The organism is Planotetraspora phitsanulokensis (genome assembly GCF_016863295.1).
Taxonomy (GTDB): domain Bacteria; phylum Actinomycetota; class Actinomycetes; order Streptosporangiales; family Streptosporangiaceae; genus Planotetraspora; species Planotetraspora phitsanulokensis.
On sequence record NZ_BOOP01000005.1, the window covers coordinates 46452 to 72240 of the forward strand.

A 25789-nucleotide genomic window follows, 5' to 3' on the forward strand; every position below is an offset into this window, starting at 1 on the left:
TCGATGTGAGCGGTATGCCCTGACCGCGACGACACCGGGAGACTTTGAAGGAGCCAGATTCCCGGCGTCGCCACCTGGCGGCCGGCTTTTCCTGCCGAAGTCGCCTGCACCTAGCCGGATCCGGCCGGGAGGGTTCGCCGCACTGTCGGACGCGCAGTCGCCGGCGAGCGATCCCGCCGATCGCGACTCGAGTTGGAAGAGGCGGTTCGCCGTGGCTTCGAACAAGGAATTCATGCTCACCGACGAGGAGATGGAACTCCTTCCCACGGAGGAGGACGTTCATTTCTACCGGGAGCACAGCTGGTATCTGTCCAATCGGTTGTTCACCGACGAAGAGATCGACGAAGTCAGGGAGAGCACCGAGCGGTTCTACGCGGGTCATCGAGATCGACGCCTCCCCAGAAAACCGCCGGCAGTGGCGTACTGGGAGCCCCAGTACGGCGACGTGCAGCGGCACAACGACTACATCGCGTATGAAAACGGCACGGTATGCCGGAACCTGTGCAAGCCCCTCGTCGGCGCCGTTGCGGCTCTGCTGATGGAGACACCCGAGGCGAGGCTCTGGAGCAGCACGCTCATCTACAAACCGGGCCGGCGCGACGAGCCGAGCAATATCGTCCCCTGGCACATCGACCTCCATCACTGGAGCGTCTGCACATCGGAGAATCTCGTCACCGCGTTCGTTCCCCTGCACGATTGCCGCGAGGAGCACGGAACGCTCCGCGTGATCGATGGAAGCCACAACTGGAAGGCACTCCCCCTCGAAGCCGGCGACGACGAGACCCAGCATTTCGCGAACCGAGATCCAGAAACGCTGGAGCGAACTCTCGAGCGAAACGCGGAATACAACAACGCCGAACTCAGGAAGATCTCCCTGGTGGTCGAGAAAGACAGGGTCAGCTTCCACCACTGCAAGACCTACCACGGCAGCGGGCCGAATCTCAGCGGCGAACCGCGGCGTGTCGTGACGGTTCGTTTCCAAGACAGGGACAACGAATATCGAGAGTTCCGCAGGCCCGGCGGAGAAAAAGCTCGCTACAGCCATGACGAACTGGTCCGCCGAACCGGCGACGGCCGTCCCGACTACTCCGACCCGGATTACTGCCCGGTGGTCTGGCGTCAGCCGTAACCCTGTCCCGCCGAAGACGGCCGACGGTGAGGCTTCGACTCGAAGAAAGGCAGGAATCATGAGCGGAAACGCGCCGCGAATGCGGAGCTCGCTGGACGCGGTGCCGGTATTCGAACCGGGCGTCAGCCGGCTGGGGGCGGTCAGCCACCACATGAACTTCAATGAGAATCATTTCGCGCCCTTGCCGAGCGTGCTCGACGTCGTGCGGGAGACCGCAGCGAGTTTCAATCGCTACCCGGACATGTTGAACAGCGAACTGGTCGAAGGCATCGCCGGGCACTTCGACGTGGCACCCGAGAACGTCGCGGTCGGCGGCGGAGGAGCCGCGGTACTCCAGCAGCTCCTCCTGGCCGTGGTGGATCAAGGGAACGAGGTCGTGTTCGCGTGGCGTTCGTTCGAGGCCTATCCGATCCTGAGCTCGGTCGCCGGAGCCCGGCAGATCCGCGTGCCGCTCTCGGGCGCCGATCAGGACCTGGAGGCGATGCTCGATGTGATCACCGATCGGACGCGTCTGGTGTTCGTGTGCAACCCGAACAACCCGACAGGCACCGCGGTCGATCACAAGACCCTGGACGCCTTCATCGACCGTGCTCCGGAGCACGTGTTGATCGTTCTCGACGAGGCGTACCGGGAATTCGTCCGGGCTCCCGAGATCCCGGACGGCATCAGGCGATATCGCGACCGGCCGAACGTCGCCGTGCTGCGCACCTTTTCCAAGGCGTACGGCCTCGCCGGCCTGCGGGTGGCATTCACGGTGGCGCATCCGGCGGTCGCGCGGGCCGTGCGCAAGACGGCATTGCCGTTCGGCGTCACCCGGCTGGCCGAGCGCGCCGCCCTGGCCTCCTTGCGGGCGACGGACGAGCTCTCCGAGCGGGTGGAGGCGATCGTGAAGGAGCGGGAGCGCATGCTGAGCACTCTCCGCGCACAGGCGTGGCCGGTGGCCCAGACCGAGGCGAACTTCGTCTGGCTTCGCCTGGGAGAGCGGTCGGCCGACTTCGACGAGGCGTGTCAGCGCGCGGGCGTGCTCGTCCGGGCGTTTCCCGGCGAGGGGGTCCGGATCACGGTCGGTCCCGAACCCGCGAATGACATCGTTCTGTCCGTCGCCGCCGAATTCGCCCGCTGATGAAGCCGCCGACGCCTCCGCGGACCAAGCCGTCGCCGATGATGCTGGCGATCCTCATCTCGCTGAGCATCGGCGGCCTGATGTCGTCGGACATCAACCTGCCGGGGATGAATCTGACGGCGATGTCCTTGGGCGTGCCGGTGTCCGCCGTACAGGCGTCGTTCGGGCCATATCTGATCGGGTTGCTGGTCGCCCAGCTGCCCTATGGACCGCTGTCCGACGCGCACGGCCGCCGGCTGCCGATACTCGTCGGATTCTCGGTCTACGCTCTGGCGTCGTTGGCCTGCGCCTTCCCCGGGGACATCACCGTCTTCACGGCCGCCAGGCTGCTTCAGGCGCTCGGCGCCGGCGCGGGCCTGGTCGTCGCCAGAGCGATGATCGGCGACCTGTACGACCGGGAGACCGCGGCGCGGGTTCTGGGCCTGATCATGCCGTGGATGGGCGCTTCGCCGGCGTTCGCGCCGTTCATCGGCGGCTATCTGACGCAATGGTTCTCGTGGCGAGCCCCGTTCCTGTTCACCGCCGCCCTGGCTGCGGTGACCGTGGTCGCGGCGCTGTTCGGGCTGCCCGAGTCCCGGCCGCACGCGGCGCGAACCCGTCGTCTGCGGGAGACCGCCGGGAACTACCGGAAGCTGATCGGCAGCCCCGGTTTCTGGCGTTACGGCGTGAACCTGGCCATGGGATACGCCGTGTACACGGGCTACCTCGTCGGCTCGCCGGCGATCTTCCACAGAATGGGTGTCAGCACCGCGGCCAACGGCTATTGCTACATCCTGATGTCGGTCGCCTTCATATCCGGCAACCTGGTGTCTCGCCGGTTGGTGAAAAGCACTCCCATCGACGAACTGCTGACACGCGCGCACCTCATCTTCGCGGGAGGGGCGCTGGCCTTTCTGGTGTTCTCCCTGTACAGCCCGCTCAACCTGTGGCCGATGCTGATTCTCATGGCTGTGGTCAACGTCGGCAACGGCTTCATCTTCCCGTTGTCGGTGGCAGGCGGAGTGACCGGTTTTCCCCTTCCCTGGTGCGGCATCCGGTCTGCTCGGGGCGTGTCAGATGGGTGGCGGAACCGTGGCGTCCTTCATCGTCAGCGTCAGCCCGAAGGACAGCCGAAGCATGAGCCTGTTCGTGACGGCGTGTGCGATAGCCGGTGTCGCGGCCTTCCTCGCCCTTCGAAGGCCGATTCAGCCCCGGGTCGTCGCTGGCCGAACCTCCCCGCGCTACCCGGCCCCGGAGTCCTAGCTCGGACACCGGCTCATAGCGGTCTCCTGCTCGACCCGTGAGAGCTTCTCGGGGTTGCGCACCGCGTAGAGCCCGGTGATGAGGCCGTCGTCGATGCGGACCGCGATGACGGTGTTGATCTCGCCGTTCAGCCGGTGGATCAGGGCCGGATGGCCGTTGACCTGTGCCGGCTGCAGCGACGCCGCCGCGCCGAACCTGCTCAGCCTGGCGGCCAGGAAGGCAACGCTGTCGGCCCCCACGATGGGCGCAGGCGCGGCCTGCGCGACTCCCCCGCCGTCGCCCAGGAAGACGACATCCGGCGCGAGCAGGTCGAGCAGGCGTTGCAGGTCGCCGGTTTCGATCGCCCGCTGGAAAGCCTGGAGCGCGTCGCGGGTCTCGTCCGGGGAAACGGGCCCGCGGGGCCGGCGCGCGGCGACGTGTGCCCGTGCCCGGTGGGCGATCTGGCGTACCGCGGCCGGGCTCTTGTCGACGGCTTGCGCGATCTCGTCGTACTCCAGGTCGAACACCTCGCGTAGCACGAACACCGCCCGCTCGGTCGGCGCGAGCGTCTCCAGCACCAGCAGCATCGCCATCGAGAGGCTGTCGGCCAGCTCGATGTCCTCGGCGACGTCCGGCGCGGTCAGCAGCGGCTCGGGCAGCCAGGGGCCGACGTAGGACTCCTTGCGCCGGCGAAGCGTACGCAGCCGGCTCAGCGCCTGCCGGGTGGTGATCCGGACCAGGTAGGCACGCTGATCCCGCACCGCATCGAGATCGACGCCCGTCCACCGCAGCCAGGTCTCCTGCAGGACGTCTTCGGCGTCGGCTGCGGAGCCGAGCATCTCGTAGGCGACGGTGAACAGCAGGTTCCGGTGGGCGACGAACGCCTCGGTGGCGGAGTCCGTGCGGCCGGCGCCGGCGAGCGGCTCAGCCGCGTCCGTTGCCCTCTCGCTCATGACCGGCTCCTGCGTGTTGGTTCTCGACTGTGCCACACACACATGACGCCGGTCCCCACCGTTTCGTGACAACCGTGATCTATGGCGTATGTCACATCGCCGCGCTGTCACAGAGGTCGGGTCGCCGGCATCTCCATGGTCGTCAGGACGCCGCGCGGACGATCCGCGCGGTACGCCACTCCATGAAGGAAAACCATGAGTTCAGCGCTTGAAACCCTTCGCCGCGACTTCGGCGGCGACATCGTCGAACCGGGCGAAGCGGAGTACGCATCGGTCAGTCGCTCGGTACTGGCTTCGGGCAGTCCGGCCTATGTCCTGCGGCCCAAGAGCGTCGGGGACGTGCGAGCGGGTGTCCGATTCGCTGCCGGCGCGGGCCTTCCGCTGTCCGTACGAGGCGGCGGCCACGCCTTCGCGGGCTTCGGCACCAACGACGGCGGTGTCGTGATCGACCTCAGCATGCTCGCAAAGGTGGAGATCATCGACCACGAACGTCACCGCGTGCGGATCGGCGGCGGCGCCACCTGGGGTGACGTCGCGGCCGCCCTAGCCCAGCACGGCCTGGCGATCTCCTCGGGCGACACCAAGAGCGTCGGTGTCGGCGGGCTGACGTTGACCGGCGGGATCGGCTGGAAGGTCAGGAAGTACGGTCTGGCCCTGGACAACGTGGTCACCGCAGAGGTGGTCACAGCGGGCGGAACGGTCGAGCAAGCGAGCGCGGAGGACAACCCGGAGCTGTTCTGGGCTGTCCGCGGAGGCGGCGGCAACTTCGGAATCGTGACCGCCTTCGAGTTCGTGGCACACCCGACGACAGACGTCTTCCACGGCAAGATCGCCTTCCCCGCATCGGAGGCGGCCACCGTGCTCCAAGGCTGGGCGGCCCACCTCCGCACCGCCCCCGAAGAGCTCACCTCCATCGCGGACTTCGCCAATCCGTTCGCCGGCGGCCCCGAAGCGCCGGTCGAGATCCACGTCGCCTTCGACGGCGATGACCCGGAACTCGCCGCGGAGGCGATCGACCCGATCCGACGGCTCGGCACGGTGATCCACGACGACGTCGCGCTCAAGCCCTATGCGGATACGCTCGTGGACGGCGCGACACCGCCGCCCGGAATCCGGTTCGTCGCCCGAAGCGCCTTCGTCGACAACGAATCGGTGTCCGAGGTCCTTCAGATCCTTGCCGAGGTCGGGGCATCGGCAGGCTCGCCGTTCATCTCCGTCCGCAGCGTCGGCGGTGCCGTGTCCCGAGTCCCCGACGACGCCACCGCCTATGCGCATCGCCAAGCGGAACTGATGTTCGTGACCACCATCGCGGGTCCGGAACCGGTCGTCGAGGCCGCTCGTCCGGCTCTGGAGGCGATCTGGGAGAGACTCGCACCTCACATCAACGGCGCCTACGCCAACTTCCTCGCTTCCGCCACCGAGGAGGACGTCGCCGCGATCTATCCGCCGGAGACCCACGAACGGCTCGCGGCGGTCAAGCGCCGGTTCGACCCCGCCAACCTGTTCGCCCGCAACCACAACATCCGGCCCCAGTAAGCCTTGGCGGGTCAGGGGGCGAGGGTGAACCAGTCGGTGAAGCCGCTCGGGTCATGGCGGCCGATGGCGCCGTGCTCGAAGAGGCCGTAGCCGATCGCGCCCTCACAGGTGACGCGGCCGACGTGGTCGACGATGCCGAACATCATCCGGCCCGCGACCTCCGGGGACTCAACGTCGTACGTGACGCGTTCGGTGAAACCCGGGCCCTTCCACACGCCGTGGGACCAGTCGGGATCGCCGCCGTAGCCTGCGCCGATGTGCAGCGCCACCGGCAGCAGCGACTCGACCTCCAGCACGACGGGCTTGCCCTCCGAACCGGTGCAGCGGATCACCGCGCCGGTGGGGATCCGGGTGCCGGACGCGTACGAGATGGTCACCTGGGGCCAGCCGAGCTGCTCGACCCGGCCGTCGCGCCACACGCGGGTGCAGTCGTTGAGAGTGCGGAAGCCGTCCGGGTCCTCCTGGAGGATCAGCACGACGGCGTAGTCGTCGAATCGCAACGGCATGTAGAGCCACCACATGCCCTCGAACGGCGGGTCCGACGGCCGGCCCGCCGGTTCGGGCTCGCCCACCGGGCGGATGCCCCATGAGCGGTCGCGGGTGCCGACCCAGCGGTCGGGCGTCACCGCGATCTCCTCGCCGTCGACGACGATGGAACCGGACCACGTGCCGACCTGGGCGAAACGTTGCGCGTCGAGCGTGACGCGGCTGCCGCGGCGCAGGATGTGCGGCTGCTCCTGGACGACGGGGAACGAGCCCTCCCACGTCATGTCGAGCGCGATGCCCTCGGTCTCGTCCATGACGACGCGCAGTTTCTGGAGCGGCTCGACGACCTCGATGCGGTAGCCGCCCACCCGCTGGTTCAGCCGGTCGTCGTCGATCGCGTCGCCGAGGTGGACGGCCGTCTGCGTGCCGCCCCGGCGGACCAGCACGAAGGCGTCCTTGGTGCCGAGGTTCGGATACCAGCCCATCCCGGAGATCACGAAGATGTCGCCCGTACGGTCGTGGGCGTTGAAGTAGCAGCGGTCATAGAAGTTGCGGTCACTGGTCGCAGCCCAGGTGACCGGCAGCGGCGCCTGATGGATGGGGTACTCGTCGAGCGGACCGACCACGTCTACGCACCTACCTCGTCGAGAAGCCTTTCGAGCAACAGCCGGGAATGCATCAGCGTCTCGATGTCGTCGGGACGCTCGATCTCGCCGAAATGGATCTGCCGCGCGCCGGTGCGCATGAACACGATGCACCATCGCACGCCGTTGTACACGTGGTACCACTGCAGATCGCCGAGGGCCACCCCGGTGAGTTTTTCGTACGTCGCCTTCGCGTCCTCTTCGCGGAAGAAGTGCGGCATGCCCGGCAGCGCCATCATGGTGGTGATCGACTCGAAGACCTGGTGGGCGAAGATCATCCATGAGAGGTCGAGCTCGCGGGGGCCGATCGCGGCCATCTCCCAGTCGAGCACGGCGACCGGCGTGAAGTCGCGGTAGAGGATGTTGCCGATCCGGGAGTCGCCCCAGCTGAGGACCGTCTCGCGGGTCTCCGGCAGGTTCGCGGTGAGCCAGGCCAGGCCGCGCTCGACGAGCGGGGAACGGCCCAGGTCGGTCGTCGCGAAGTCGTACCACGCCCGCGTGCGCGCCAGGTTCCGCGCGAGCAGACTGTCGCCCTCCGCCCCCTCGCGCGGGGTGAGGAACCCGAAGGTCGACGACGCGTCGGGGATGGCGTGCAGTTTGGCGATCGTCTCGACCGACATGTCCTGCAGGCCGCGTTGCTCCTCGGGCGAGGCGTCGAACAACCAGTTGCCGCCGAAGGTGTACGGCAGCACGTCGGGCGGGACGATGCCCTCGACCCGGTCCATCAGGAAGAACGGGCTGCCGAGCACCTCGCCCGTGGGCTCCATCCACCGCACCCGGGGCACAGGTACGTCGGTCAGCTCACCGACCAGCCGCATGGCGTCGTACTGGTCCTGAAGCGCGTATTCGGGAAACACGGGAACGTCTTCCGCCGCCGGAGTGACCCGCGCGACGAAACTGCCGGTCCGCTGTAGTCCGTTCTCGGTCCAGGTTGCGTCGACGAACAGCGTCTCCGACGACATGCCGTTGGCGTCGGCCCCTTCGTGCACCACGACGCTGGGGTTCGCGGCTCCTGAGGGGAGGACGGTCTCCAGCCATTCGGCGAGACGAGGGGGAAAAGCTTGGGGGTCGCGGCCAGAGCGCCGCATCATCTTCTCTGCCGGTCGGCGGTCCATCGAACTCCCTCCGGGTGGCGCACGTGAATTCTGCGAAAACCCCAGTAGAACAAGTTCTAGACTCGCGATTACAGTACACCTCGGATGTCGAGGGAAATAGCGCTGAATTTCAGCACAAGTCGTGCTGCGAATCGTCCTGGTTATGAGCCCGGCGGCGTCAGCGCCGAAAGCCGCCGGCGACGCGTCACCCCGCCGCGGAGTGTCAGACGCAGGTCCTGCCGCCGCAGGCTCTCCGTCCTGAGCGACCGGTCACGTCAGGCCCCTGCTTTGAGCTCCTGCCGGATGGCCTGCCCCGCCGCGCGGTGTTCGGCGGCGGCGACCGGATCCGTCTCGTCGAGCACGGCCGCGATCCCCTCGTGGGCCAGTGCCTCCTTGTACCGGTACCCCACCTTCGGGGCCAGCTCGAGTGCCTGACGGTGCAGGCGCAAGGCCTCGTCGGGCAGGCCGGCCAGTCGGCAGGTCTCGCCGTAACCGTCGAGGAAGTGAATCTTCCAGTGTTCCTCGAACAGCTCATCCAGGAGTTCGAACGCCTGCCGGTGGCTGTCCAGCGCCTCCTCGTAGCGGCCCATCTGGCGCAGGGCGACGCCCAGACAGTTGAGGCACCACGCCTCGTTGTGCTTGTGACCGTCCTCGCGGGCGAGTTCCAGGGCTTGGAGCAGATGCTCTGCGGACTCGTCGGACCGATCGTCGACGATGGCCATGCCAAGGGTGATCCGGGCCGTCAGCGCGGCCGGCCAGCCGGGGTCGGCGTTCGTGAGGTTCAGCACCTCGCGGGCCAGCCGCTCCGCCTCCTCGCGATGGCCGAGCTGCAGCATCGCCCAGGCCTCGTCCGCGGTCGCGTGGGCCGCGCCCATCGGGCTGCCGGCGTCCGCGTACAGCCTTCCCGCCAGCCGGAACAGATCGAGTGGCTCCTCGACGTACCCCTCGTCCCACTTCAGGTAGCCGCGGCGCATGACCAGATCCGCCTCGGACCGGGTGTCCCCGGCCTCGGAAACCAGCGGGGCCGCCGCCTCGTAGGCGGCGGCGGCCTCCGCCATCCGGCCCGCGTTGTACCGCGCGAAGCCCAGGTCGCTGTGCGCCTCGGCCAGCTGCAGCGGATCGCCCAGGCGCTGCGCGGCCGCGAGCGATCGCTCGAAGAGGACGTTGAGGTGCGTCGTGCCGCAGCGTCGCGCGAAGTACGCCCGCATGAAACGCGGCAGCTCGCATACGTGCGCGTCGGCGGCCGTGGCCGCCGCCGCCTCGAAGGCGGCCATCAGGTTCGGGTACTCCGTGGTGAACCATGCGAGGGCCGCATACTTGTCGGTGAACTGCGGCAACTCGGTCGGGGGGCGACCCGCGGAGGCCGCCCGGTTGGGAGTCGGGAACGGCATCGCGGCGTCGGCGGCGGCCGCCGCGTGCACGTAGTAGTCGAGCACCCGGCCCAGCGCCTGTTCCCGTTCCGCGGGTGAGTCCTGTTCCGCGGATGCCCGGCGCGCGTGCTGGTGCACCAGGTCGTGCAGCCGGTAGCGGCTGCCGGTCGGCTGCTGGACGAGGTGCGCGTCGAGCAGGTCCTCCAGCATCGCCCGGGCGCTGCGCGGCGGCACGTCCGCCAGTGCCGCCGCCACGTACTCGTCGAAGGACGACCCGGGCAGCAGGCCCAGCAACCGGAACAGGCGCCGCCGCCCCCGGTCCAGCTGCCGTACGGACATGGCGAACGCGGTGTCGAACTCGCTCTCGCCCTCCGCCATCCGCTCGACGAGGATGCTCACGGTCCAGCCCGGCCGGTGCCGCAGCCGGGCCGCAGCCAGCCGCAGGGCGAGCGGCAGATGGCCGCACAACCGCAGCACCTCGGCCGCGGCCTGTGGTTCCCGGGCCAGCCTCCCGTCGGGGCCACTCGGATCGCCGCTGGCGCGGGCCAGCAACTCCGCGCTCTCCTGCGGGGTCAGCACGTCCAGCGACACCGGGGGCACCTCGTCCAGCCCCAGCAGCCGGTTACGGCTGGTGATCAGGGCGACGGAGGGGCCGGCGCCGGGCAGCAGCAGGCGGACCTGGTCGGCGTCGGCGGCGTTGTCGAGGACCACGACGGCCCGCCGCCGGGCCAGTTCCGACCGCCAGCAGGCGGCCAGCTGCTCGACCCCGTCCTGCGGAACCCTCTCGGAGGGGACGTCGAGCGCGGCGAGCAACGACCGCAACGCCGGGTCGGGATCGAGCGGTTCCCGTCCCTCGGTGAACCCGTGCAGGTCCAGATAGAGCTGGGCGTCCGGGTAGTCGGTGGCGAGCCGGTGCGCGGCGTGCACCGCCAGACAGGTCTTGCCGACGCCCGCCATGCCGTCGATGGCGACCACCCGGCTGCTGTCCACCGCGGCGAGTACGGCGGCGAGCGGGGCCTCGCGTCCGGTGAAGTCGGGCACGTCGCGCGGCAGATCGTTACGGGGTGAGGGCTGGACCTGGCGGCTGGCCTTCGGGGGCGCGGGCAGGGGGTTGGAGGCCCGTTCCCACAGGGGGCGCAGCGGGCGGGGGTCGCGTTTGACGAGTCGGCACAGTGCGATCACCGCCGGCCAGGGCGGCACCGACTGGCCGCCGAGGTAGCGCGACAGCGACGACGAGCTGAGGCCTGTGTCCCGCGCCAGGGCCCGAACGCCGCGCCCGGACAACTCCTGGAGCAGGCGCAGCCGGGCGGCCAGTTCGTCCTGAGGGTCCGCCTTCGCCGTCCGCTGTTGCGCAACCACCGAGTCCTGCCTCTCTGTCCCGTCGCGGAAGAAACTTACCGGGACGGATCGCCGCAGGCGAAGGCCGTTTCACCTGTCCCACGGTGTCCCACCACCGTCGTCACCGCGTGGCCGTCCGGCTGTCATGGAGTCACGCCCCGAGGGACGGGGCGTCGATCCGAAGAGGAGAACTGAAATGCAGTCTCGTATGCAGAACCCGGCCTTCGTCCTGCCCGGCGCGATGCAGCCCATCCAGGAGCTCTTCAAGGCCGTGCACGCCGGCGGGGTGGACACTCAGACGCTGGAGCTGGTGCACCTGCGGGTCAGCCAGATCAACGGCTGCAGTGCCTGCGTCGACGCGGGCACGAAGACCGCTCGCAAGGCCGGGGTGAGCGACGAGCGGCTGGCCACGGTCGTCGCCTGGCGGGAGACCCCGTACTTCACCGAGGAGGAGCGGGCGGCGCTTGAGCTGGCCGAGGCCGCGACACGGCTGGCCGACCGCGCCGACGCGGTGAGCGACGAGGTCTGGGACAGGGCCGCCACCTATTTCGACGAGAAGCAACTGGCCGCGATCGTCCTGATGGTCGGCGTCACCAACCTGTTCAACCGGCTCAACGCCACCACCCGGCAGATCGCCGGCGCGTGGGGATGAGTGGTGAGCGGTCCCGGGTCAGCGTGCTCGAGCAGCCCTGGCCCGGGACCGCCCGCTCGCCGCGATCCCCTCGTGCCGAAGCCCGAGAAGCCGCCACGACGGCCGCTCTCGCAAGACGCACGCCTCTGCCGAGATCCCCAGAGAAGGAGAGACTCACCATGAAGGAAACGACCACCGCAGCCGCCAAGAACTTCGACGGGTTCACCGACGAAGAACGAGCCGCGATGAAGGAGCACGCCCAGGAGCTCAAGACGGCCGCACGCCGCGGCTCGCGCGCGACCAAAGCCGACGGGGAGCGCGACGTGCTCGCGAAGATCGCCGAGTTGGAGGAAGAGGACCGCGTCCTGGCCGAGCGGATCCATGCCATCGTCAGGGCCAGCGCGCCGGCCCTGTCGCCGAAACTCTGGTACGGGATGCCCGCCTACGCCAAGGACGGCAAGGTCGTCTGCTTCTTCCAGAGCGCGGCGAAGTTCAAGGCGAGGTACGCGACCCTGGGCTTCAACGACCCGGCGAACCTCGACGACGGCGCCATGTGGCCGACCGCCTTCGCGCTTATGGAGCTGACCGCCGAGGACGAGGCGAGGATCGGCGCGCTCGTGAAGCGGGCGGCGAGCTGAGGACGGCATTCGCCGGGGGTCCCATTCAGCGAGATGTGACGGGGGTGTGTAAGAAACCGAGGGGGTCAGGCGGCGGCGTGTGGCGCGGCCTTCAGGCCGACCTGCCGGCCGACGTCATCGGTCTCCGCCGCGGCCAGCACCGCGTCGAGGAGCCCGGGGAAACGTGTGCGCAGGTCCTCGCGGCGCAACACCACGAAGCAGCGGGTGCCCTCCTGGCGCGTGCGCGTCAGCCCCGCATCGCGCAGGACCCGCAGGTGGTGACTGAGGGTCGATTTGGCCACCGGAGCCAGCAACTCCCCCCAGCCGCGTTCGCGTCCGTCGGCCAGTACGCGTACCAGCCCGACCCGGATCGGATCACCGAGGGCGGCCATCACGTCGGTCAGGGTGATTTCGCCCAGCTCAGGGTGGTGAGCCTGTCTCATCCCCCCATGCTAGCGTTGTTCGATGTTTCACGAACATCGAAGAAAGAGATCTCTGTGAAAGACCAGCTCACCAGCCTGCAGGGAAAGACCGTGATCGTGACCGGAGCCGGGAGCGGGATCGGTAGCGCCAGTGCGCTCGCCTTCGCCCACGCCGGTGCGCACGTGCTCGGCGTGGGCCGTCGCGCCGAGGCCCTGCGGGACACCGCAGCCCGGCATCCCGGCATCGCCGTCCTGGCCATCGACATCACCGCGGCCGGCGCGGCCCTGACGATCGTCGATGCGGTGATCAAACGGTGGGGCCGCCTGGACGTCCTGGTCAACAACGCCGGCGCCACCGCGGTGATGCCGCTGGCCGAGGCCGACGCCCTGCGCATCGGCGAGTTGCTGGCCCTCAACGTCACCGCGCCCACCATGCTCGCTCAGGCCGCGCTGCCGCACCTCGCCGCGAGCCGCGGCGCGATCGTCAACGTCTCCAGCACGTACGGCCACCGGCCGCTGCCCGGCGCCGCCCACTACGCCGCCTCCAAGGCAGCCATTGAGCAGTTGACGCGCAGCTGGGCACTGGAACTGGCCGCTGACGGCATCCGGGTGAACGCCCTGGCTCCCGGTCCCACCGAAAGCCAGGCTCTGGCCGCGGCGGGCCTGCCCGACGCCGTGGTCGAGCAGATCAAACAAGACGAGATCGCGCGCATCCCGCTCGGCCGCCGCGGCACCCCGGAGGAGGTGGCCGCCTGGATCGTGCGTCTGGCCGACCCGGCCGCCATGTGGGTCACGGGTCAGGTCCTCACCGTCGACGGCGGCCTGGAACTCACCTGAGCGGTCAGGCAGAGGCCGGACCACCCCTCGCCCTGGGGCATGATCTTGGAACATGGTCTGGCCCCGCGTTCACCCGACGGGACCCGAACCCCAGGAGCCGGGCCCGCCTCACCGCCAAGCGCGCAGCTTGGCGGGGTTGAGCACCATCCAGATGTCGGTCAGCCGGCCGCCGTCCACGTCGGTGGCGATCACTGCGACCACCCGGCCGTCGAGCCGGGCGACCAGGCCGGGCCGGCCGTTGACCTCGGCCTCGGCGACCTCCTGGCCGAATTCCCGGCGGAGCAGGCCGAGGAAGAACCGGGCCACCTTCTCGGCGCCGTGGATCGGCCGCCGCGCCGCGCGCACCTTGCCTCCGCCGTCCGAGATCACGGTGACCCGCGGGTCCAGCAGTTCGATCAGGGTGTCGAAGTCCCCCGTCTCACAGGCGTTCTTGAACGCGGCGACCACGTTCTTGTGCTGATCGGGTGCGATGGCCTGGTGGCGGTTGGACTGGATGTGCCTGCGCGCGGAGGCGGCGAGTTGCCGGCAGGTGACCGGGGTGCGTCCGACCACGGCGGCGATCTCCGCGAACGGCATCTTGAACACGTCGTGCAGGATGAACGCGACCCGCTCCGCCGGGGTCACCGCTTCCAGCAGGACCAGCATGCTCATGCTGATCGACTCGTCCAGCGTCACCCGGTCGGCCGGATCGGCGCCCGGAGGCGTGGCGCTGGTCCACGCGTCGTCGTCGCCCAGCGGCTCGGGCAGCCACTCCCCCGCGTACCGCTCCCGCCGCACCCGCGCCGAGGCCAGGTGGTCCAGGCAGATCCGGCTGGTCACCCGGACAAGCCACGCGGTCGGCGACTCGATCTCCAGCCGCTCCTGCTCGGTCAGGGCGTACCAGCGGGTGTAGGCCTCCTGCACGGTGTCCTCGGCGTCGTGGGTGGAGCCGAGCATGCGGAACGCCACGTTCATCAGCGTGGCCCGCTCGGTGAAGATCGAGCGCAGCGAGCCCTCCTCATGCGACATGGCGGGTCACCTCCCGTAGCGTGCCGGCGCCGGGGCCGCTCCAGCTGCGGCGGGCGGGCAGCTTGTGCGGCCGGATACGTTCCACGAAGTCCTCGAAGTCCTCTATCGGGTCGTGCAGGGTGATCGCCACCTGGTCGCCGGCCGTACCGGCGAGTTGGTCGGCGCGCGTCACCCCGGCATACCCCCCGCCGAGGACGATTACCTTCTGATGTGTTTCGGGTGATGTCACACCCCTTCGACGACGCAGCCCCGCTGAACGTGAAGTTCTCCGGCCGTTCACATCGCACGGTGCCACCTCGTCATATCGAACATGACACAACTCGACGAAGCACATGTGGTGGTGCTGGGCGCCGGTTACGGCGGCCTGCGCGCGGCCTTCGGGCTGGCGCGGAAGGTCCGGGTCACGCTGATCGACCCGGACGACTCCTTCACCGAGCGGGTACGGCTGCACGAGCGGGCCGCGGGCAGGGAGGACGTGCGTCACGCGCTGTGGCCGCTGCTGCGAGCGTCCGGCGTCACGCACCTGTCGGCGCGGGTGTCGCGGATCGACACCGCCTCGGCCGAGGTGCATACCGACGGCGGCCGCCTCACCGTGGTGGGCGGCGGGCTTACCGGCATCGAGACCGCCGCCGAACTGGCCGAGTCGCACCCGGAGTGGGAGATCCGGCTGGTCACCGGCGGCAAGATCGCCCCGAGCGTCTCCCGGCGCGGCCGGGCGCACATCCGGTCGGTGCTGACTGATCTGGGCGTGGCGATCGAGGAGGACCGCCAGATCGCCGGGGCCGCCGACGTCGACTCCGACCTCGTGGTCTGGTCGGCGTCGATGGTGCCCAACACCGAGATCGCGAAGGCGGCGGGACTCGCCGTGGACGGGCTTGACCGGATCACCGTGGATGCGGCGCTGCGCTCGGTGTCCCATCCGAAGGTCTATGTCGCCGGGGACGCCGCGGCCGCGTACACCACGGTCTCCGGGCCGCTGCGGATGGCCTGTGCCACGGCGCTGCCGGTCGGGCTGCACGCGGCCCGCTCGGTGGTCCGGGACCTCCGCGGCCTGGAGCCCCTGCCGCTGAAGTTCTCCTATTCAGCCCAGTGCATGAGCCTGGGCCGCCGCGACGGGCTGCTGCAGTTCGTCGCCAAGGACGACACCCCGCGCGACCGCATCGTGACCGGCCGGGCCGCCGCGCTGGTCAAGGAGCAGATCATCCGCACCACGGTGCGCACCATCTCGATGACCGCCCGCCACCCGCGCACCGCCCGGCTGATCCCCGGCGTGAACTGACCGGCGCCCTTCCCCCCGCCCGCCTCGTCAGACGCCTCCCCTGAGGCCGCGGTCACCACGTGACGGGAAGTTCGGCTGGTCCGCTGGTCAGCACGTCAGTGATGAACGGCAGTTCTTCAACGGCCACGGTAAGGCGCATCTCCGGAAATCGGCGGATGAGCTGGGAGAACACCGTCTGCAGTTCGATGCGTGCCAGTGGTGCGCCTATGCAGTAGCGCGCACCGTGCCCGAAGGTGAGGTGCGCGGGGGCCGGGCGGGTGACGTCAAAGTTGTCCGGATCGGCGAACACCGTCCCGTCGTGGTTGGCCGCTCCGGTGTCCAGCAGGACCAACTCTCCCGCGCGCACGCGCACACCGGCGATGTCGAGATCGGTGCGGGCGTACCGGGGGATGCCGCCTCCGCCGCCCAGACCCGGCGCGCGCAAGATCTCCTCCACCGCCTGATCGATCAGCGCGGGGTCGGCCACCAACGCCTGCCATCGGGCCGGGTCGGCCAGCAGCCACACGACGCCCATGCCGATCGCGGTCACCGTGGTCTCGTGTCCGGCGAACAGCAGGAACATGCCCATCATCGCGGCCTCGTCGTCGCCGACCCCCTCGGTGCGCGCCATGCGGGTGATCACATCGGCGTCCTCGCCGTGCCCATCGTCGTTCAGCAGCCCCTCCTCGCGTCTGCGGGCCACCAGTTGCCGGCCGTAGAGGAACAGCTCGGCCAGGCCGTGCTCGGAGCGAGCACGGTCGGTGATGTCGCCCGCAGCCTGGGTCCAGGCGCGGAACCGCGCGCGATCGGCGTACGGCACGCCCAGCAGCTCGCAGATCACCGCGATCGGCAGCGGCAACGCCAGCCCCGCGTGCAGGTCGCCCGGTGCGCCCTGCGCGGTCAGATCGTCCAGCAACGCTCTGGTCAGCTCCTCGACTCGAGGGCGTAGCGTCCGCATCCGCCGGGGCGAGAAGTGCGGCTGCAGCAGCGACCGCATCCGGGTGTGGTCGGCCTGCTCGGTGTCGAAGTCGCCCAGCGGCCCGCCGAACAGCGCCGATTCGCCGGTGCGGGAGGCGCGTTCGGGTTCGGGATGGGCCCTGCCCAGCCGGTCGTCGTCCAGCAGACGGCGGACGTGCTCGTAGCCGATGATCATCCACGCCGGGTCCCCGACCGCGGTGCGGACCTGGTGAATCGGTCCTCGGCCTTGTAAGACGCGCAGCTCGGGTGAGGGTTGTAGCGGGCTGGGCTGCTCCATCGGGAGCTGCACGGGAACGGACACGGTTCCTCCACCTCGATCGACTTAGGTAGACACCATTTTGTATATCCTTACGTATACTAAGCTACTTGTAGACTTTCGCGTATACAAGAGGGAAGGACGGCGATGGCGAACACCGACCCGGCGGAGGCCCCGCAGACGGCGAACACCTCCGCGCCGGTGCGCCGGCTACGCCGTACGGAACGACGCGAGCAGATCCTGGACGCCGCGACCCGCGCTTTCGCCCGCGCCGGGTACACAAGCACCGGCCTGGACGACGTCGCCGCCGAGGCCGGTCTGACCCGCGCCATGCTCTATCGGCATTTCGACTCCAAAGCCGATCTGTACCGGGCCGTTCTGGACCGCGCCTGCACGCGCCTGGCCGAGGCCACCGGCGCAGACGACTTCGACGACGACTCCATCCCGGCACTGGTCCGCGCCGCCGCGGCCGATCCCGACGGATTCCGGCTGCTGTTCCGCTACGCGGCCCGTGAGCCGGAGTTCCGTGAGCTGATCGACTCCATCACCGCCGCCTCCCGCGACGTGGCCCGCCGGAACCTGGCCCGACTGCTGCCGGAAGGCCCCTGGCTCGAATGGGCCTCGCGGTTGATCCCGGCGCTCACCCTTGAGGCCGTCATCGCCTGGCTGGATGCCGGCCGGCCTGATCCCGGCCAGGTCGCCGAACGCATCGGCCAAGCCGTCCAAGGGGTCATCACGGCAGCCGGCCGGGATGCCGCGCTCAGCGACTGAGACATGTACGGACCGGGAGGCCCACGTCGTGTCCCGTGGATCTTCGATGGCGGCCTGACGCGCACCCCGCCCCCGCGGGGTCTACTTCAGCCGCGCTACGGCCTCGGCGATCCCGTCGCCGGTCAGCCCGTCTGGCCCTATCCGCCGTCCCGTGGCGAGGAGGAGCAGGTCGCCCGCTGGTCCACGCACCTCCCGCGGACCGTCGCCGGCCGTCCAATCGGCGTCGCCGGCGACGAACCGCAGCCCGGCGAAGCGTTTCCGCGTGCCGTAAAAGAAGCTCGTCCACACGTGCTGCAGCACTGGAAGCACCCGTTCGGCGGGCATCGGGCGCTGTCGACCGAGCGGCCGGGCGATGTCCTGCCCGTGCACCAGGATGTCGGTCAGCGGGTCCAGGGGGCTGCTCATCGGGAAGCGCCGGGGTTGCCCCGCCGTTTCCCGCAACTGCGCGACGAGTTCGGCGGGGCTGTACCGGAGGGCTCGTTCGCGGGCCATGTCCGCGGTCGCCTGGTCGAAGTCGCCGCGAACCCGGATCACCCGCAGCATCGTGGCGGTGAACTCGCGGTCGGCGAGCGTGAGATGAGCGACCACGTCGCGAACGGTCCACCCCGCGCACAGCGACTGCACCTGCCATTCGCTGTCGTCGAGTGTGTCGAGAAGGTCGGCGAGATCGAGTCGTTCGGCCTCCACGTCAGGCACCATGGCGACGCGGGTGCGGCGGGGAGATGTGGTCATGACGGATCTCCTCGGTTGGTTCGAATCGGTCGGTTCGAAGCCTGCGTCGTCAGAGGAGGCGCCGACGATGTGTCAGAACCGTCCACGCCTCGCTCGGACCTGTGTCGCCTGGGGGCGAGCCCGGCGCTCGGTACGCTATCGCGCGCCTCCGACGTTTCCGGGCCGACGATCCCGGCCAGGCTGCAGGTCGGGCTACTCGGGAGGTCTACTTCGCCGCCTGGGCGTCTGCTGCCGCCGCGCGGCCGAGCGTGCGGTCGAAGACGGTCAGCAGGAGGTAGACCACGCCGGAGCCGAGCATGACCCAGGCGAGCTGGTGCATGCCGCCGGTGTCGGCACGTTGCCCGAAGGACGCGCCGGTCGCCGAGGAGGCGATCATCGAGCCGATGTACGCGAAGGTGCGCAGCAGCCCGGCCGAGGAGGCGGTGCGCTCGGGATCGGCCTGGAAGTAGACGGAGTTCTGCAGGGCCAGGTTGTTCAGCCCCTGCGGGACGCCGAAGATCAGGGCGACGAGGACCAGCGTCCACAGGGGGCTCTTCCCGGTGAGCGTCAGCATCACCAGGCAGGCGACGATCTGTCCGGCCGCCCCGACCAGCAGCTTCCCGCGCACGCTCTTGCGCCGCCCGGTGATGATCGAGACGCCGATCGCCATCAGGAACATGGGGACCTGCACCAACCCGGCGTGGAAGGGCGTCAGTCCATAGCCTTCTTCGGTCCACTGGCTGAAGCCGTAGAGGAAGGCGTAGGCGACGACGTAGGCGACGAGCGCGCGCCCGTAGGTGGCAAGGAGCGGGGTGTTGCCGCCGAGTACGCGCAGGTCGATGAAGGGGGTGGCGGCCCGCAGTTCCCGCGCCGCGAACGCGGTTCCCGCGGCGGCGGCGATCACCAGCAGGTACCAGTCGCGCAGGTGCAGGTTCATCAAGAAGAGCAGCAGCGAGGTCAGCGTCGCGGCGAACAGGCCCATCCCGGGCAGGTCGAGCCGGGCGGCCAGGGGCCCACGCTGCGGGGACTCGCCCGTTCCGGCCGGCCTGGGCAACCGCAGCAGCCCCAGCAGCACGGCGGCGACGGCCAGCGGCACATTCAGCGCGAAGGTGGCACGCCAGCCGCCCGCCGCGATCAGCAGGCCGCCCAGCAGCGGGCCGACCACGGCGATGGTCTGGTTGGCGACCGCAAGGGCGGTCAGCACCCCGCCGGGACTGTCCCGTCCGGTGCGCTTGGCCTCGCTGCGCAGCAGTGCCATCGCGGCGGGATAGCCGGCGCAGGTGCCGAACCCGAGCAGGACGCGCGCGACGATCAGCACCCCCAGGTTCGGCGCCAGGGCGCCCACGACGCCGGCGACGCCGACGAGGCCGGTGCTGAGGAGGAAGAGCCTGCGCGGCCCGAAGACGTCGATGAGCCGGCCCACGACCGGCTGCCCGAGCGAGGTGGCCAGGTAGAGGGCGGAGACCAGCCACGCGGTCTGCGAGGACGGCGCGCCCAGGGCCTCGCCGATGGGTACGAGCGCGACGGAGATGATCGTCGAGTTGATCGGGTTCAGGACCGAGCCCAGCATCATCGGCGGCAGCAGCCGCCGGTCGAAACCCGGCTCGTCCGTCTCTTCTCCTACGGCGTCGGTCTTCGAATCAGTCATGGGTCAGCCGCGACAGCACGGCCATGGCGGCGATCACCGCCTGGCGTTCTTCTTCCGTGCACTTGTCCTGCAACTGGCCGGCGAGCCATTCGTTCCGGGCCTGCCGTCCCTCCTCCACCCGGCGGTGGCCCTCCGCGGTCAGCGCGATCAGCAGGCGCCGCCCGTCGTCCGGGTCGGGACTCCGCTCCACCAGCCCCATCGTGGCCAGGGACGCGACCGTCGCCGTCATCGACTGGTGCCGCACCCCTTCGGCTGAGGCGAGCTCACTCGCCGTGACGCCCCCCTTGCCGGACAGGCGGGCCAGGACGGACGCCTGGCCCAAGGTGATGTCCTCGACCTCGGAGGCGTTCAGGATTCGGCGTCGCAGGCGGCTGATGACCGCACGGACCTCGTGCGACGCCTGAACCGCCGAGGGCGACAGGCTCGGGTTCTCGCTCACGCCCTCCACGCTAACGTGTACAGGCTTGACTGTACAGTTTCACCTGTACAGTATGAGCTGCATCACTTGCTGTCGCCCTGCACGGAACGCGGGAGCAGCCGTCAGCGGCGGCCCGGTTCCCCCGCGGTCATTCCGCTTCGAGGCAGACCACCGGGATCCGCTGAACGGCGTTGTTCGCGAATCCGCCGCGGTTCCACGCCTGCGACTCGGGCTGTCCTTCCCCGTCGGCGGTCGTGGCCCTGGCCGACAGTTCGTAACGGCCAGGGCCGGGAGACCACTCGAAGGTGAAGCGCCGCCACGCCCACGGGTGCCCGTCGGGCTCGGCCAGCACCGCCGGCGCCCAGGTGGCGCCGCCGTCCACGCTCACGTCCACCCGCTCGACCGGCACACGGCCGGACCACGCCCGGCCCTCCAGGGTCACCGTGCCCGGCCGCACCACGCGCGTCCTGGACATGAAGTCGGGGAAGCCCGGCGGCACCAGGAGTGCCCGCGGGACGATCCGGGTGACCGGCTCGCCCGGCTCGTGTGGTTCCTGGCGCAGGCGGTAGGCGACGGACTGCTGGAAGCCGGTGAACGGTTCGGTCACCACCTCGATGTTCCTCAGCCACTTCACGTGAGCCATGCCGTACCAGCCGGGGACCACGAGGCGGAGCGGGAAACCGTGCTGCGGGGCCAGGGGAAGGCCGTTCATCTCGTAGGCGAGCAGCACCTCCTCGCGCATCGCCTCCTCCAGCGGCAGGCTGCGCTGGTAGTCCTGCTCGACGCCGCGCTCCACGCCGTGGTCGGCTCCGGTGAAGACCACCTCGGCCGCGTCCTGGTCGGCGCCCGCCGCGGCGAGCACCTCGCGTAGCGGCACGCCGGTCCACTCGGCCGTCCCCACCGCCTCCACCAGCCACGGCTGGCTGACCGGCCTGGGATCCAGCCTCGCCCGCCCGTTGCCCGCGCACTCCATCGTCACCCGCACGGTACGGCGGGGCAGTTCCTTCAGCTCCGCCAGGCCGAGCGTGAGATCCGTGCCGACCCGCCCGCCCACGTGCAACCTCCAGGTCAGCGGGTCCAGCAACGGGATGTCGTAATGGATGAGCAGGTAGTGCAGGCCGGGCGGCGTCACGTCGTACCGCAGCGCCTCCAGGGGGATGCCGTGGTTGCGCGCAGCCAGGGCGAGCTCTTCGGTGCTGATGCCTTCGCCGGTGTCCACCCGTCCGGGGCGGCTGATCTCGGCCAGTGTCACGTCCATCCGACCAGCATGCCCCGGCCTCCCCGACCGGGCCATACGCCGGGGGTGGGTTGGGGCCCGCAGCGGCTCTGGTTCCGGCGCAGAGCGCCGCCTCGGCCTCCGCCGTCGTGGCAGGCGGAAGCAGGCGCCCTGACCGGGGAACATGGTGTGCCGCGTGGGGAGGATCGGTAGTGCGAGTCCCGCTCCGCCGCCTCGGCGGCGCGCTTGATGTTCGCCAGCCGCCGATCCCACCTGGTGGCGAGCGCGGACATCCACCGGGCCGTCGCGTCCAGCGCCGCGGGCCGCACCGTGTACCGCTCAGTGCTCCCGGTAGAAGTCGGCGAGGGCGGCGAACGCGGCCTTGGGCTCCCATGGCATGTCGGGATAGGCGACTCCGAGGCGGTCCTCGTAGACCTTGACGACGCCGTAGCTCGCCAGGTCCAGGTCATCGCGAGGGTCCCCGTCGGGCCGGTGCGGGTGGTCGTAGAGCGCGAACGTGAACACGAACGTGCTGTCGACGCCGCCGGCGTCGAAGGCCTCCAGCAGTTCGCGCAGATACGCGGCCTGACCGGCCTCGTCGCGGACGTGCTCGCCGTTCAGCCGAACAGGCCTGCGGGTGACCTTGTCGTACTCGACGACCTCCAGGCCGCGAGCGCCCCTGTCGCCCGCGCCGCGGTAACCGGCCGCCCCGAACTCGGTGATCGCGACCGGCCTGCCCTGCGCGACGAGGCCGCGGACGCCTTCGGCGAACTGACCGGCGACCTCGGCCGACCGGTAGAGATCCACGGACATGAAGTCGAAGAGCGCCCAGTCGACGCGCTCCAGCGGTACGGAGGCGTAGGTCACCCTGCCGCCGAAACGCTCCCGGACGACCGCCACGGCCTTGGCGAGGAAGTCGTTGATCCGTCCGCTGAGCTCGCCGAGCACCTCGGGCGCGCGGTCCGGCCTGGTCAGGAACCCCACCCGCTCGCCGGTGTCGTCGCCGGGCAGGAATCCCTTGTTCATCAGGCTGTGCTCGGCGCCGGCGACGAACACGACCTCGGCTCCCCTCTGCCGGATCCGCTCCGCACGCTCCGCGCAGTCGGCGAACAGCGCCAGCATCTCGTCCGTGGTCAGTTCCAGAGGATAGGGAGACATCCAGACCTCCAGGCCGAGGTCGGCGGCATGGCCCGCCGCGAGCTCCAGCCGGTCCGGATCGCCACCCATGACGCGAACCGCGTTGCAATGCAGGTCGTCACGGATGATGCGCAGCTCCCGCCTGACCACCTCCGGATCGAAACCCTCATGACCGATCGCCCCGTCGTAGACGAAGCCGGTGTCGTAACTGATGCCCCTGGCTCGCATTGTCGCGCCCTCTTCCAGCGAGGAATTTACGGTACGGCGAGTACCTTAGTTGCCGACATGCCACCGTGACAACAAGAATGTGAGGGTACGGCTGGTACCGATCGCGGAGCAGGGGGCCATGACGGGAGATCCGAGCAGGCAGCCGGGCGCCGGGCACACGCGGCGACGCGGCGCCGCCCTGGAGGAGGCGATCCTGCGTGCCGCGGTGGACGAGCTGACCGAGTCCGGATACGCCGGGCTGACCATGGACAAGGTCGCCGCCCGCGCCGGCACCAACAAGAACACCCTCTACCGCCGCTGGCCGAACCGCCTCGCACTCGGCATCGCCGCCTATCGGCAACTCGCCTCGACTGTCGCGCCACCCGACACCGGCGACCTGCGCAGCGACGCCCTCGAACTGCTACGCCAGGCGAACCGCCACTGGAGCTCCCCGCTCGGCTCGATCCTGCGCGAACTGATCTCCGCCTCCGGCGGTGCGTCGGAACTCCTCGCGCAGGTGCAGGAACAGTCCGGCGACGCCGTGGCCGCCCCCTGGCTGATCGTCCTCGGGCGCGCCGTCGCACGCGGCGAAGCCTCCCCCGAAGCGCTCCATCCACGGGTCGCCACCGTGGCCATCGTCCTGCTGCGCAACGAATTCGTCCTGCGCGGGATCCCCAGCGCGCCCGACGACGTCCTCGTCGAGATCGTCGACGAGGTGTACCTCCCGCTGGTCCGCCGGCGCGGTCCGGCCTCGAGCTGAGCTCAGCGCGTCACGCGGGGGTGAGCACGAGGTCGAACTCGATGAGCTTGAACGGCGCCGCCACGCCGTACTCGGCGGCGCGCGCGGCGTCGTCGACGTCCACGACGGGCCGGACCAGGCTGGGCTTGACGCCGAACACGGCATCGGTGTCCAGATACGGGCTGCCCTCGACGAACAGGTGAGTGGTCACCGGCCGGTAGCCGGGGCTCCCGCCGATGAAGTGGATGTGCGCGGGACGGTTGGGGTCGCGGCGGGTGGCGCGGAGCAGGTCGCCGACGGGCCCGTCCGTGGGGATGGGATACGGAGCGGGGACGACGCTGCGGAACCAGAAACGGCCCTCGTCGTCGGCGGTGAACAGGCCCCGCAGGTTGAGCTCGGGCTGCACGCCGGGCTGTTGCACGTCGTAGAAACCCTCGCCGTTGGCCTGCCAGACGTCCACCAGAGCCCCGGCGAGCGCCTCGCCGCCGATCCCGAGGACGCGGCCGGCGACCACACACGGGACGCCCTTGTGGTCGAGGGAGATGTCCGCGCCGAGTTCCCGCACCGGCGAGTCGACCATGTGGAACGGCCCGAGCACGGTGGACTCGGTGGCGCCCCGCGGTTTGCGGTTGTTGATCGCGTCGACGAGCATCGAGACGCCGAGGACGTCCGAGAGCAGGATGAACTCCTGACGCACGTCGTCGCTCTTCTGCCCGGTGGCGGTGAGGAAGTCGACCGCCCGCTGCCATTCCTCGTGGGTCGGCTCGACGTCGCGGATGAAGTCGTGCAGGTGCGTGACCATGCTCTCCAGGACGGTGCGCAGCCGTTCGTCGGGCGTTCGCGCCCAGCGCGCGTTGACCAGGGCGGTCGCCGAACTCTCGGAGAACTCGGCGGGCGCTCCGGGGGGCGCGGTCGGATTCGTTGACACTGGACACTCCTTGGGCATGGCCACCTTCCAGCAATGTACCGAGGCCGCCCGTGCCGCTCACCGGCGGCGTCCGCTCCCCGCACAGCCCGTACGGCGGCGCGCGCCCACCGGGCCGGCCGAGACCCACGACGACAGCGCCGTCGCTCACGCCTGAGCCCGATGGAGGCGGTCGAGGACGGCGAACTCGTCCCCGGAGAGGCGCAACGCGCCGGCGGCGACGTTGTCGGTCAGGTGATCGGGGTTGCCGGTTCCGGGGATCGCCAGCACATGCGGCCCCCGCCGCAGCGTCCAGGCGATGCGCACCTGCGCCGCGCTCGCGCCGTGCGCCCGCGCGACGGCGAGCACCTCCTCGTTCTCCACGCCGCTCGCCCCCGCCTGGCGTCCGGTGCCGGCGATCGCGTAGAACGGCACGAACGCGACGCCCTGCTCGCCGCAGGTGCGCACGAAATCGTCCTGCTCGGGTCGCACGCCGATGCCGTACATGTTCTGCACGCAGACCACGGGGGCAATGGCCTGTGCCTCGGCGAGGTGGCCGGGGGTGACGTTGGAAAGGCCGAGATGGCGGATGAGCCCGGCGTCGCGAAGCCGGGCCAGCGCACCGAAACGCTCGGCGATCGACTGGGTTCCGAGCACGCGCAGGTTCACCACGTCGAGATGGTCCCGGCCGAGTTGGCGCAGGTTCTCCTCGACCTGGCCGCGCAGTTCCGCGGGACCGGCATGGGGCAGCCAGTGACCCGACGGATCGCGGCCCGGTCCGACCTTGGTGGTGATGACGAGATCGTCCGGATACGGGGCCAGCGCGTGGTTGATCAGCTCGTTGGCGGAACGCAGCGGCGAGAAGTAGAACGCGGCGGTGTCGATGTGGTTCACGCCGAGTTCGACCGCGCGGCGCAGCACGCTGACGGCCTGGCCGCGGCCGCTCGAAGCGGCGCCGGGCCGGAGCGCATCGCCGTGCTGCGTCAGGCGCATCGCGCCGAAACCGATCCGGTTGATCTCCAGGTCGCCCAGCCTCCAGGTGCCGGAGGCCGCGGCGGTGATCGTCTCTGAGGTCATGTCCCGGATGATCCCGAGCCCTGTAGCGTGACCGCCAATGATTAAGACATATCCGAATCC

25 protein-coding genes are annotated in these 25789 nt (G+C 69.9%); 10 read left to right on the forward strand and 15 right to left on the reverse strand.

The features are described from left to right. Positions 1-232 precede the first annotated feature (232 nt). Genes Pph01_RS08045 through Pph01_RS08055 form a run of 3 tightly spaced genes read left to right on the forward strand, consistent with a single transcriptional unit; the run spans position 233 to position 3535 of the window. Positions 233-1129, forward strand: coding sequence for a phytanoyl-CoA dioxygenase family protein (locus Pph01_RS08045; protein WP_204072357.1), 897 nt, complete (start codon positions 233-235; stop codon positions 1127-1129). A 58-nt stretch (positions 1130-1187) separates the two neighbouring features. Next, the gene (locus Pph01_RS08050) at positions 1188-2252 is read left to right on the forward strand and encodes a histidinol-phosphate transaminase (RefSeq protein ID WP_204072358.1); all 1065 of its coding nucleotides are present in this window, start codon (positions 1188-1190) and stop codon (positions 2250-2252) included. Then, positions 2252-3535: a multidrug effflux MFS transporter gene (locus Pph01_RS08055; RefSeq protein WP_204072359.1), complete on the forward strand. Its 1284-nt coding sequence runs from the start codon at positions 2252-2254 to the stop codon at positions 3533-3535. The genes Pph01_RS08050 and Pph01_RS08055 overlap by 1 nt, the downstream gene beginning before the upstream one ends. On the opposite strand, the gene Pph01_RS08060 is transcribed toward Pph01_RS08055, so the two are convergent. Next, on the reverse strand, positions 3491-4426 hold the full coding sequence (locus Pph01_RS08060) for an RNA polymerase sigma-70 factor (RefSeq protein ID WP_204072360.1): 936 nt from the start codon (positions 4424-4426) through the stop codon (positions 3491-3493). The two genes, Pph01_RS08055 and Pph01_RS08060, sit on opposite strands and share 45 nt — an antisense overlap. 195 nt (positions 4427-4621) lie before the next feature. Between Pph01_RS08060 and Pph01_RS08065 the strand changes: the two genes are divergently transcribed. Continuing rightward, positions 4622-5962: an FAD-binding oxidoreductase gene (locus Pph01_RS08065; protein WP_204072361.1), complete on the forward strand. Its 1341-nt coding sequence runs from the start codon at positions 4622-4624 to the stop codon at positions 5960-5962. Between the two features lie 11 nt (positions 5963-5973). Here the strand turns inward: Pph01_RS08065 and Pph01_RS08070 are convergent, their stop codons facing one another. From Pph01_RS08070 to Pph01_RS08080, 3 genes are all read right to left on the reverse strand, one after another. Further along, positions 5974-7074 carry an Rv3169 family protein gene (locus Pph01_RS08070; RefSeq protein WP_204072362.1) on the reverse strand — a complete coding sequence of 367 codons (1101 nt, stop codon included), beginning with the start codon at positions 7072-7074 and terminating at the stop codon, positions 5974-5976. A 2-nt stretch (positions 7075-7076) separates the two neighbouring features. Continuing rightward, positions 7077-8207 (reverse strand): phosphotransferase family protein, encoded by a 1131-nt coding sequence (locus Pph01_RS08075; RefSeq protein WP_204072363.1) that lies wholly within the window; start codon positions 8205-8207, stop codon positions 7077-7079. 254 nt (positions 8208-8461) lie between these two features. Beyond that, positions 8462-10915 carry an XRE family transcriptional regulator gene (locus Pph01_RS08080; protein ID WP_239116513.1) on the reverse strand — a complete coding sequence of 818 codons (2454 nt, stop codon included), beginning with the start codon at positions 10913-10915 and terminating at the stop codon, positions 8462-8464. Positions 10916-11090: 175 nt separating this feature from the next. On the opposite strand from Pph01_RS08080, the gene Pph01_RS08085 reads away from it, so the two are divergent. Then, positions 11091-11546 carry a carboxymuconolactone decarboxylase family protein gene (locus tag Pph01_RS08085; protein WP_204072364.1) on the forward strand — a complete coding sequence of 152 codons (456 nt, stop codon included), beginning with the start codon at positions 11091-11093 and terminating at the stop codon, positions 11544-11546. Between the two features lie 158 nt (positions 11547-11704). After that, positions 11705-12163, forward strand: a complete 459-nt coding sequence (locus Pph01_RS08090) for an iron chaperone (protein ID WP_204072365.1) — start codon at positions 11705-11707, stop codon at positions 12161-12163. 65 nt (positions 12164-12228) lie between these two features. Here the strand turns inward: Pph01_RS08090 and Pph01_RS08095 are convergent, their stop codons facing one another. Further along, entirely contained in the window at positions 12229-12585 is a 357-nt protein-coding gene (locus Pph01_RS08095; protein ID WP_204072366.1) for an ArsR/SmtB family transcription factor, read from the reverse strand. Positions 12586-12639: 54 nt separating this feature from the next. Here Pph01_RS08095 and Pph01_RS08100 point away from each other — a divergent pair, with 54 nt between their 5' ends. Further along, positions 12640-13401 carry an SDR family NAD(P)-dependent oxidoreductase gene (locus tag Pph01_RS08100; RefSeq protein ID WP_239116514.1) on the forward strand — a complete coding sequence of 254 codons (762 nt, stop codon included), beginning with the start codon at positions 12640-12642 and terminating at the stop codon, positions 13399-13401. Positions 13402-13509: 108 nt separating this feature from the next. Here the strand turns inward: Pph01_RS08100 and sigJ are convergent, their stop codons facing one another. Both sigJ and Pph01_RS08110 read right to left on the reverse strand, forming a co-directional pair. Next, complete coding sequence (gene sigJ, locus Pph01_RS08105; RefSeq protein ID WP_204072368.1) at positions 13510-14409, reverse strand: RNA polymerase sigma factor SigJ; 900 nt, start codon at positions 14407-14409, stop codon at positions 13510-13512. Continuing rightward, complete coding sequence (locus Pph01_RS08110) at positions 14399-14581, reverse strand: hypothetical protein (RefSeq protein ID WP_204072369.1); 183 nt, start codon at positions 14579-14581, stop codon at positions 14399-14401. Before Pph01_RS08110 ends, sigJ begins: the two co-directional genes overlap by 11 nt. A gap of 138 nt (positions 14582-14719) precedes the next feature. On the opposite strand from Pph01_RS08110, the gene Pph01_RS08115 reads away from it, so the two are divergent. Next, positions 14720-15688, forward strand: a complete 969-nt coding sequence (locus tag Pph01_RS08115) for an NAD(P)/FAD-dependent oxidoreductase (RefSeq protein WP_204072370.1) — start codon at positions 14720-14722, stop codon at positions 15686-15688. A 52-nt stretch (positions 15689-15740) separates the two neighbouring features. Here Pph01_RS08115 and Pph01_RS08120 read toward each other — a convergent pair whose 3' ends face one another. Further along, positions 15741-16946 (reverse strand): cytochrome P450, encoded by a 1206-nt coding sequence (locus tag Pph01_RS08120; protein ID WP_239116515.1) that lies wholly within the window; start codon positions 16944-16946, stop codon positions 15741-15743. Between the two features lie 102 nt (positions 16947-17048). Between Pph01_RS08120 and Pph01_RS08125 the strand changes: the two genes are divergently transcribed. Further along, positions 17049-17672 carry a TetR/AcrR family transcriptional regulator gene (locus Pph01_RS08125; RefSeq protein WP_204072371.1) on the forward strand — a complete coding sequence of 208 codons (624 nt, stop codon included), beginning with the start codon at positions 17049-17051 and terminating at the stop codon, positions 17670-17672. Between the two features lie 81 nt (positions 17673-17753). Here the strand turns inward: Pph01_RS08125 and Pph01_RS08130 are convergent, their stop codons facing one another. The 5 genes from Pph01_RS08130 to Pph01_RS08150 all read right to left on the reverse strand — a co-directional run bounded on the left by Pph01_RS08130 (position 17754) and on the right by Pph01_RS08150 (position 23030). Next, on the reverse strand, positions 17754-18404 hold the full coding sequence (locus Pph01_RS08130; RefSeq protein WP_204072372.1) for a maleylpyruvate isomerase family mycothiol-dependent enzyme: 651 nt from the start codon (positions 18402-18404) through the stop codon (positions 17754-17756). 205 nt (positions 18405-18609) lie between these two features. Further along, the gene (locus tag Pph01_RS08135; protein WP_204072373.1) at positions 18610-20031 is read right to left on the reverse strand and encodes an MFS transporter; all 1422 of its coding nucleotides are present in this window, start codon (positions 20029-20031) and stop codon (positions 18610-18612) included. Continuing rightward, entirely contained in the window at positions 20024-20470 is a 447-nt protein-coding gene (locus Pph01_RS08140) for a MarR family winged helix-turn-helix transcriptional regulator (RefSeq protein WP_204072374.1), read from the reverse strand. Before Pph01_RS08140 ends, Pph01_RS08135 begins: the two co-directional genes overlap by 8 nt. 127 nt (positions 20471-20597) lie before the next feature. Further along, complete coding sequence (locus tag Pph01_RS08145; protein WP_204072375.1) at positions 20598-21707, reverse strand: sulfite oxidase; 1110 nt, start codon at positions 21705-21707, stop codon at positions 20598-20600. A 297-nt stretch (positions 21708-22004) separates the two neighbouring features. After that, the gene (locus Pph01_RS08150; RefSeq protein WP_239116516.1) at positions 22005-23030 is read right to left on the reverse strand and encodes a glycoside hydrolase family 113 protein; all 1026 of its coding nucleotides are present in this window, start codon (positions 23028-23030) and stop codon (positions 22005-22007) included. Between the two features lie 118 nt (positions 23031-23148). On the opposite strand from Pph01_RS08150, the gene Pph01_RS08155 reads away from it, so the two are divergent. Further along, a complete protein-coding gene (locus Pph01_RS08155) occupies positions 23149-23769 on the forward strand; it encodes a TetR/AcrR family transcriptional regulator (RefSeq protein ID WP_204072376.1) in 621 nt (206 codons plus the stop codon). Positions 23770-23779: 10 nt separating this feature from the next. Here the strand turns inward: Pph01_RS08155 and Pph01_RS08160 are convergent, their stop codons facing one another. Continuing rightward, positions 23780-24676, reverse strand: coding sequence for an intradiol ring-cleavage dioxygenase (locus tag Pph01_RS08160; protein ID WP_204072377.1), 897 nt, complete (start codon positions 24674-24676; stop codon positions 23780-23782). Between the two features lie 144 nt (positions 24677-24820). Continuing rightward, positions 24821-25729, reverse strand: coding sequence for an aldo/keto reductase (locus Pph01_RS08165; RefSeq protein ID WP_204072378.1), 909 nt, complete (start codon positions 25727-25729; stop codon positions 24821-24823). Positions 25730-25789 lie beyond the last annotated feature (60 nt).